At 66.5% G+C, this 6,608-nt stretch carries 4 protein-coding genes; all 4 read left to right on the top strand.

The window, feature by feature from the left end; translation table 11 throughout:
- The first annotated feature begins 263 nt into the window (after positions 1–263).
- The 4 genes from AC1VXD_RS19525 (at position 264) to AC1VXD_RS19510 (ending at position 6,534) form a co-directional block, all read left to right on the top strand.
- Positions 264–2,489 carry a S9 family peptidase gene (locus AC1VXD_RS19525; RefSeq protein WP_482993437.1) on the top strand — a complete coding sequence of 742 codons (2,226 nt, stop codon included), beginning with the start codon at positions 264–266 and terminating at the stop codon, positions 2,487–2,489.
- 25 nt (positions 2,490–2,514) lie between these two features.
- The gene (locus AC1VXD_RS19520; protein WP_482993436.1) at positions 2,515–3,030 is read left to right on the top strand and encodes a cytochrome c oxidase assembly factor Coa1 family protein; all 516 of its coding nucleotides are present in this window, start codon (positions 2,515–2,517) and stop codon (positions 3,028–3,030) included.
- Between the two features lie 295 nt (positions 3,031–3,325).
- Positions 3,326–4,693 carry a M12 family metallo-peptidase gene (locus tag AC1VXD_RS19515; protein ID WP_482993435.1) on the top strand — a complete coding sequence of 456 codons (1,368 nt, stop codon included), beginning with the start codon at positions 3,326–3,328 and terminating at the stop codon, positions 4,691–4,693.
- Positions 4,694–4,731: 38 nt separating this feature from the next.
- Positions 4,732–6,534: a DUF885 domain-containing protein gene (locus AC1VXD_RS19510; RefSeq protein ID WP_482993434.1), complete on the top strand. Its 1,803-nt coding sequence runs from the start codon at positions 4,732–4,734 to the stop codon at positions 6,532–6,534.
- Positions 6,535–6,608 lie beyond the last annotated feature (74 nt).

The raw sequence follows: 6,608 nt of genomic DNA, 5'->3' as shown, positions 1-6,608 counted from the left end.
TGTTCTCGGGTGAGTACCGCACCGGGGTGGACGAAGCCCGCGGCGTTTTCGGGGGCGGGCGGGGGCTGGCGTATGGGGGCTCCGCTGCGCTCGCGGGGCAGGGCCGGGCGCTACCCGGCCCGCCATCGGTAGCGCCGGGCCATGCGGCGGGCTGTGCCATGGGCAGAAGGTCATGCTGCCTTCGCAGACCGCCTTGGTTAGGATGGGGGCACGACCGCTGCGCGCCTGGCGCGCGGCGGACCTGCCGTTTGCCGGGACCTTCCATGCGCCATCTGTTCGCCTCGCTCGCCCTCATGCTCGCCACCACCACTGCCGCCCACGCTGAAAAACTCACCCTGGAAGCCATCACCGGCCCGCTGCCGCTGTCCGGCCCGACCCTGATGAAGCCCAAGGTGGCCCCGGACGGCTCGCGTGTCACCTTCCTGCGCGGCAAGGACAGCGACCGCAACCAGCTGGACCTGTGGAGCTACGACATCGGCAGCGGCCAGACCCGCCTGCTGGTGGATTCGAAGGTGGTGCTGCCCGGCACCGAAACCCTCAGCGACGAAGAAAAGGCCCGCCGCGAGCGCCAGCGAATCGCCGCGATGACCGGCATCGTCGATTACCAGTGGTCGCCGGACGCGCAGCGCCTGCTGTTCCCGCTGGGCGGCGAGCTGTACCTGTACGACCTGAAGCAGCAGGGCGCAGCGGCCGTGCGCCAGCTGACCCACGGCGAAGGCTTCGCCACCGACGCCAAGCTGTCGCCCAAGGGGGGCTTCGTCAGCTTCATCCGCGGCCGCAACCTGTGGGTGATCGACCTGTCCAGCGGCAAGCAACTGCAGCTGACCGCCGACGGCAGCGCGACCATCGGCAACGGCGTGGCCGAGTTCGTCGCCGATGAGGAAATGGATCGCCACACCGGTTACTGGTGGGCACCGGATGATTCGGCCATTGCCTTCGCCCGTATCGACGAAGCGCCGGTGCCCGTACAGAAGCGCTATGAGGTCTACGCCGACCGCACCGACGTGGTCGAACAGCGCTACCCGGCCGCCGGTGATGCCAACGTGCGCGTGCAGCTGGGCGTGATCGCGCCGACTGCCGCCGCTACGCCGCGCTGGATCGACCTGGGCAAGGAACAGGACATCTACCTGGCCCGTGTCGACTGGCGCGATGCACAGCACCTGAGCTTCCAGCGCCAGTCGCGTGACCAGAAGCTGCTGGACCTGGTGGAAGTGGCGCTCGATTCCAACCGCCAGCGCGTGCTCGCCCACGAAACCAGCCCGACCTGGGTGCCGCTGCACAACAGCCTGCGCTTCCTCGATGACGGCAGCGTGCTGTGGTCGTCCGAGCGCACCGGTTTCCAGCACCTGTACCGCATCGATGCCCAGGGCAAGACCACCGCGCTGACCCACGGTGACTGGTCGGTGGACGAACTGCTGGCCGTCGACGAGAAGGCCGGCAAGGCCTACTTCCGTGCAGGCATCGATTCGGCGCGCGAAAGCCAGATCTACGCCGTGTCGCTGCAGGGCGGCCAGCCGCAGCGCCTGTCCAAGGCGCCGGGCATGCACACCGCCAGTTTCGCGCGCAACGCCAGCGTGTACGTGGACACCTGGTCGAACAGCAGCATGCCGCCGCAGATCGAGCTGTTCCGGGCCAACGGCGAGAAGATCGCCACCCTGCTCGAGAACGACCTTGCCGATCCCAAGCATCCGTATGCGCGTTACCGCGATGCGCAGCGCCCGATCGAGTTCGGCACGCTCACTGCCGCCGACGGCAAGACCCCGCTGAACTACAGCATCATCAAGCCGGCCGGCTTCGACCCGTCCAAGCGCTACCCGGTGGCCGTGTACGTGTATGGCGGCCCGGCCAGCCAGACCGTCACCGACAGCTGGCCCGGCCGCGGCGACCACCTGTTCAACCAGTATCTGGCGCAGCAGGGCTACGTGGTGTTCTCGCTGGACAACCGCGGCACTCCGCGCCGCGGCCGTGATTTCGGCGGCGCGCTCTACGGCAAGCAGGGCACGGTGGAAGTGGCTGACCAGCTGCGTGGCGTGGCCTGGCTGAAGCAGCAGCCGTGGGTGGACCCGGCGCGCATCGGCGTGCAGGGCTGGTCCAACGGCGGCTACATGACCCTGATGCTGCTGGCCAAGGCGTCGGACAGCTATGCCTGCGGCGTGGCCGGCGCACCGGTCACCGACTGGGGCCTGTACGACAGCCACTACACCGAACGCTACATGGACCTGCCCAAGCGCAATGATGCCGGCTACCGCGAAGCACGCGTGCTGACCCACATCGAGGGCCTGCGCTCGCCGCTGCTGCTGATCCACGGCATGGCGGACGACAACGTGCTGTTCACCAATTCAACCAGCCTGATGAGCGCGCTGCAGAAGCGTGGCCAGCCGTTTGAACTGATGACCTACCCCGGCGCCAAGCACGGCCTGTCTGGTGCCGATGCACTGCACCGCTACCGCGTCGCCGAGGCCTTCCTGGACCGCTGCCTGAAGCCCTGACAGACCCACGGGAAGGAGCCCGCCGATGCATCTGCCACCGCCGATCCCCGGCCACCGCGCTGCCAGCCCTGGCTGGTGGCGCCGCCACTGGCGCTGGGCCATGCCGCTGTCGGTTGTGCTGTTCCTGGGCGCGCTGTGCGGCATCATCGCCTGGAGCGTGCTGCGCTGGAGCGAGGCCGCACACGAAAGCCCGCCGATGCGCGAAGCGATGCGCCGCGCCGCCTGCAGCATCGAACTGGTGCAGGTGCTCGGTGAGCCGCTGCGTGCCGACGCGATGCCGCTGGGCAGCATGCAGACGGCCTACGACGGCCGGCGCGATGTCGTCCTCACCGTGGCCCTGGATGGGCCGCAGGGGCAGGGGCGGTTGTTCGTGACGGGCATCCGCCGCGACGACGTGTGGGACTACCCGGTGATGTACGTGCTGGGCGAGGACAAGCAGACCTTCGACCTGACCGTGCTGGATGATGCAGAAGCTGCGGGTGAATGCGCGCTGCAGGAGTGTCGTGCGCGGGGTGGGTGCAGCGAAGGCATGGCGTTGTGACTGCACGACGGCCGGAACCGAGGCTGTCGTGATCCGCCCCAGCTGAATTCACTCTTGCCGGCCGGACCTCGGGTCCGCTCGGCATGTCTTGTGCGGGACCGATTAGTTCCGACACCACACGACGCTTATGAACCGATCTTTTAATGCTGCAGCCTTCAATCTTTACTGCTTCGATAGCTTGGATTGATAGTGTGAACGACGTCCCGGATAGCTACCGCACGCCCCCTCCAATGATTGAGCCGTTGCAGCGCGGATCTGGCTGCAACGACTCATTTCATCCTGGAAGGAGCGTGCAATGCGAACGTATGCAATCAGGAGCGTGATAGCGCTGGCAGTTTTTGCGCTGCATTCGGTCACCCCCGGCATGGCTGCTGAACCTTTCGTGGAGGTAGTCTCGGACGGACCATCGGCAGCAGCAGAACAGCAGCTGCGCAGAGCAGGCGATGATGTGGAGTGGGTGCACCGAGTTCGTGTGAATGAGGTCGCCTTGGCTGCCGATGAGATCACCGTCGATCTCTACGACATGGTTCTTCACCTTGTCCGCGATCCTTCCGAACCCCTGTTCGAAAGCGTCCAGAACGTGATCTACCGGCCTGCGGGTGATGAAGGCGCACAACGGGAGGTGCGCTCTATCCCAGGCATGCAGTGGGTGGGCAGGGTGAAGAGCGTTATGCCGGATGTTGAAGAGAAGCCTGGTCCGTCCCAGTACGTGCGAATCTGGTCGGACGCTTCCGGAGCACATGCGAGATTTAGCCAGGGGTTCTGGCGTTACGCGCTGGATGGCGATCGACTAGTGAAGCGTGATGTGCGCCGGGCACTACGGGACGAGCGTGACGATGTGAGGGATCGGCGACCAGACCGGCCCGCTCCAGACCTCCCTCCGGGAATCGCCGCCGGGGGGAACGGTGAAAGTCCCGATGTGATTCGGGTGGCGTATGGCTTTGCAGCCGGTGCCTTGGCAGATGGGGTGGATCCGGCAATCGAGCAGGTCAGGGCTGCTGTGCTCGAGGCCAATGCCGGTTTTGCAGCAAGTGGTATTGAACTGGAGCTGCAGACGGCGGCCAACGCACTTCCGGGATACCGCGAGACCACGCTTGATCAGACTCTCGATGACATCGCCAAGGGCAGGCAGGGGCCGCTCTGGCTGCTTCCCGTGGCTCGGGAAGGCGAGCGCGCTGACGTCATGGTGATGATCATCGACACTGGTACCAATGTAACGACTTGTGGGCTGGCGCAGCAGGTGCTCGCGACCCGGGAAACGGCTTTTCTGGCTTTGGAACGCAGGTGCCTGGACCACCACACCCTTGCGCACGAAATCGGCCATCTGCTGGGCGCAGATCACGACCCTGAGAATGCGACTCTTGATCCGCCGAGATTTGCATACGGACACGGCTATCGTTCCAACAACGAGAAGTTACCTGACTGGCGTACCGTCATGGCTTTGGAGTGCACTGAACGCGCCTGCCCCCGGATCAACCTCTGGTCGTCCCCGTCGGTTCAGCATGAAGGGAGCCCAACGGGCTCCTTTGACCTTCACGACAACGCGCGAGTCCTGCGCGAAACCAAGCGCATCATTTCCGAGTTCTACCCGGATCCGTCCATTCAATGCGCAGATGTCCCGCCCCGGGCCATGACCTCCAGCCGATTGTCGCCATCGCCCTGAGCGCGTAAGTTGCGGACAACCCTTTCCCGGAGTGTCCCATGAAGCCGATCGCGCTCGCCGTTGCCCTGGCCCTGACCGCCGCCCCGTTGCTGTCTGCCCCGCCGGCGCTTGCCGCGCCGGCTGCCAAGGCCGCCACACCGGCCAGCCCGGCTTGGGTCGCCCGCAGCAATGCGCTGGCGCAGATCCTGCTGGATGCGCAGGGCCCGTTCCAGCCGGAAGAGACCGGCTTCTTCGGCGTGCCCGGCTATGACGACAAGGTGGCCGACCTCGGCCCCGACAACGGCAAGCGCTACCGCGCGGCGGTCGCCAAGGCCCGCGATGAGCTGAAGGCGAAGCTGGCTACCGAAAAGGATCCCAACGTCCGCCAGGATCTGGCGATCATGATCCACGCCGCTGACCAGAACATCGAGGGCAGCACGCTCAACGAGAAGTACCTGCTGCCGTGGAGCGATGCGCCGCAGACGGTGTTCAGCGGCCTCAACCTGCTGCTGTCCGACCAGGTGCCGGCCGAGCGCCGGGCCAAGGCGGTCGACCGCCTCAAGGCCTATGCCGGCCTGCAGCCGGGTGGCACCGCGTTCACCACGCTGGCCCGCCAGCGCTACGAAGAGCGCCTGAAGGACAGTGCGCTGCTGCAGCCGACGCAGATCGAAGTGCAGCAGTCGCTGGACAACGTCGAGACCTACATCACCGGCATCGAGTCGCTGCTGAAGAAGTACCAGATTGCCGGTGCCGATGAGGCGATGACGGCTCTGGCAGGGCAGATGAAGGACTACGCCGCCTGGACCCGCAAGGAAGTGCTGCCGAAGGCGCGCACCGATGCACGCCTGCCGGCCCCGCTGTATGCGTTCCAGCTCAAGCAGGTCGGCATCGACATCGACCCGAAGCTGCTGATGCAGCGCGCCCAGCTGGAATTCATGGAAACCCGCTCGGCGATGCAGCAGCTGGCACCGCTGGTGGCGAAGGAGAAGGGCCTGAAGGTCGCCGACCCGAGCGACCCGGTGGCGGTGATCCGCGCGCTGAAGGCCGACAAGATCGCCGACGACCAGCTGGAAGGTCACTACCGCAAGGTGATCGATGCAATCGATCCGCTGATCCGCGAACACGGCATCGTCGACGTGCCCAAGCGCGCCATGCAGATGCGCCTGGGGTCGGCGGCGGAGAGCGCGGCCAGCCCGGCCCCGCACTTCCTGCCGGCGCCGCTGGTCAACAACACCGGGCAGCAGGGCACCTTCGTGCTGCCGCTGGGCAACCCGGCCGCTGGCCCGGGCGCGCAGTACGACGATTTCAACTTCGGCTCGGCGGCGTGGACGCTGAGCGCGCATGAAGGCCGCCCCGGCCACGAGCTGCAGTTCACCGCGATGGTCGAGCGTGGCGTGTCGCTGGCGCGCACCATGTTCGCGTTCAATTCGGTGAACGTGGAAGGCTGGGCGCTGTACGCCGAGGCCGAGATGGTGCCGTACGAGCCGCTGGACGGGCAGATGATCGCGCTGCAGTTCCGCCTGCTGCGCGCCGCCCGCGCCATGCTCGACCCGATGCTCAACCTCGGCCTGACCGACCGTGCCAACGGCGAGCGCGTGCTGATCGAGCAGGTCGGCCTGTCCAAGGCGATGGCCACCCAGGAGCTGGACCGCTACATGGTGCGCATGCCGGGCCAGGCGGGCAGCTACTTCTATGGTTACACCCGCATCCTGGAACTGCGCATGCAGACCGAGCTGGCGCTGGGCGCGACGTTCGACCGCATGGCGTTCAACAACTTCCTGCTCGACCAGGGCCTGCTGCCGCCGGACCAGCTGGCGGAAGCAGTGCAGCAGCAGTTCGTGCCGAAGTACCAGAAGAAGTAAGCGGTAGCGGGGGGGGCCTCCCCGGGACCGCACCCCGGAAGGCCCCCGGCCCCGTCCCCGCCCCCGCCCGGGGG

This window comes from Stenotrophomonas sp. STEN054 (assembly GCF_056854535.1).
Note: the sequence above shows the minus strand (reverse complement) of the source record. Positions and strands in the feature narration are given on the sequence as shown.

What these genes read in the sequence shown, in the direction of transcription:
- AC1VXD_RS19520 (WP_482993436.1), top strand. Translation starts at nt 2,515, where the DNA reads ATGCATCTGCCACCGCCGATCCCCGGCCACCGCGCTGCCAGCCCTGGC.
- AC1VXD_RS19515 (WP_482993435.1), top strand. Translation starts at nt 3,326, where the DNA reads ATGCGAACGTATGCAATCAGGAGCGTGATAGCGCTGGCAGTTTTTGCG.
- AC1VXD_RS19510 (WP_482993434.1), top strand. Translation starts at nt 4,732, where the DNA reads ATGAAGCCGATCGCGCTCGCCGTTGCCCTGGCCCTGACCGCCGCCCCG.
- AC1VXD_RS19525 (WP_482993437.1), top strand. Translation starts at nt 264, where the DNA reads ATGCGCCATCTGTTCGCCTCGCTCGCCCTCATGCTCGCCACCACCACT.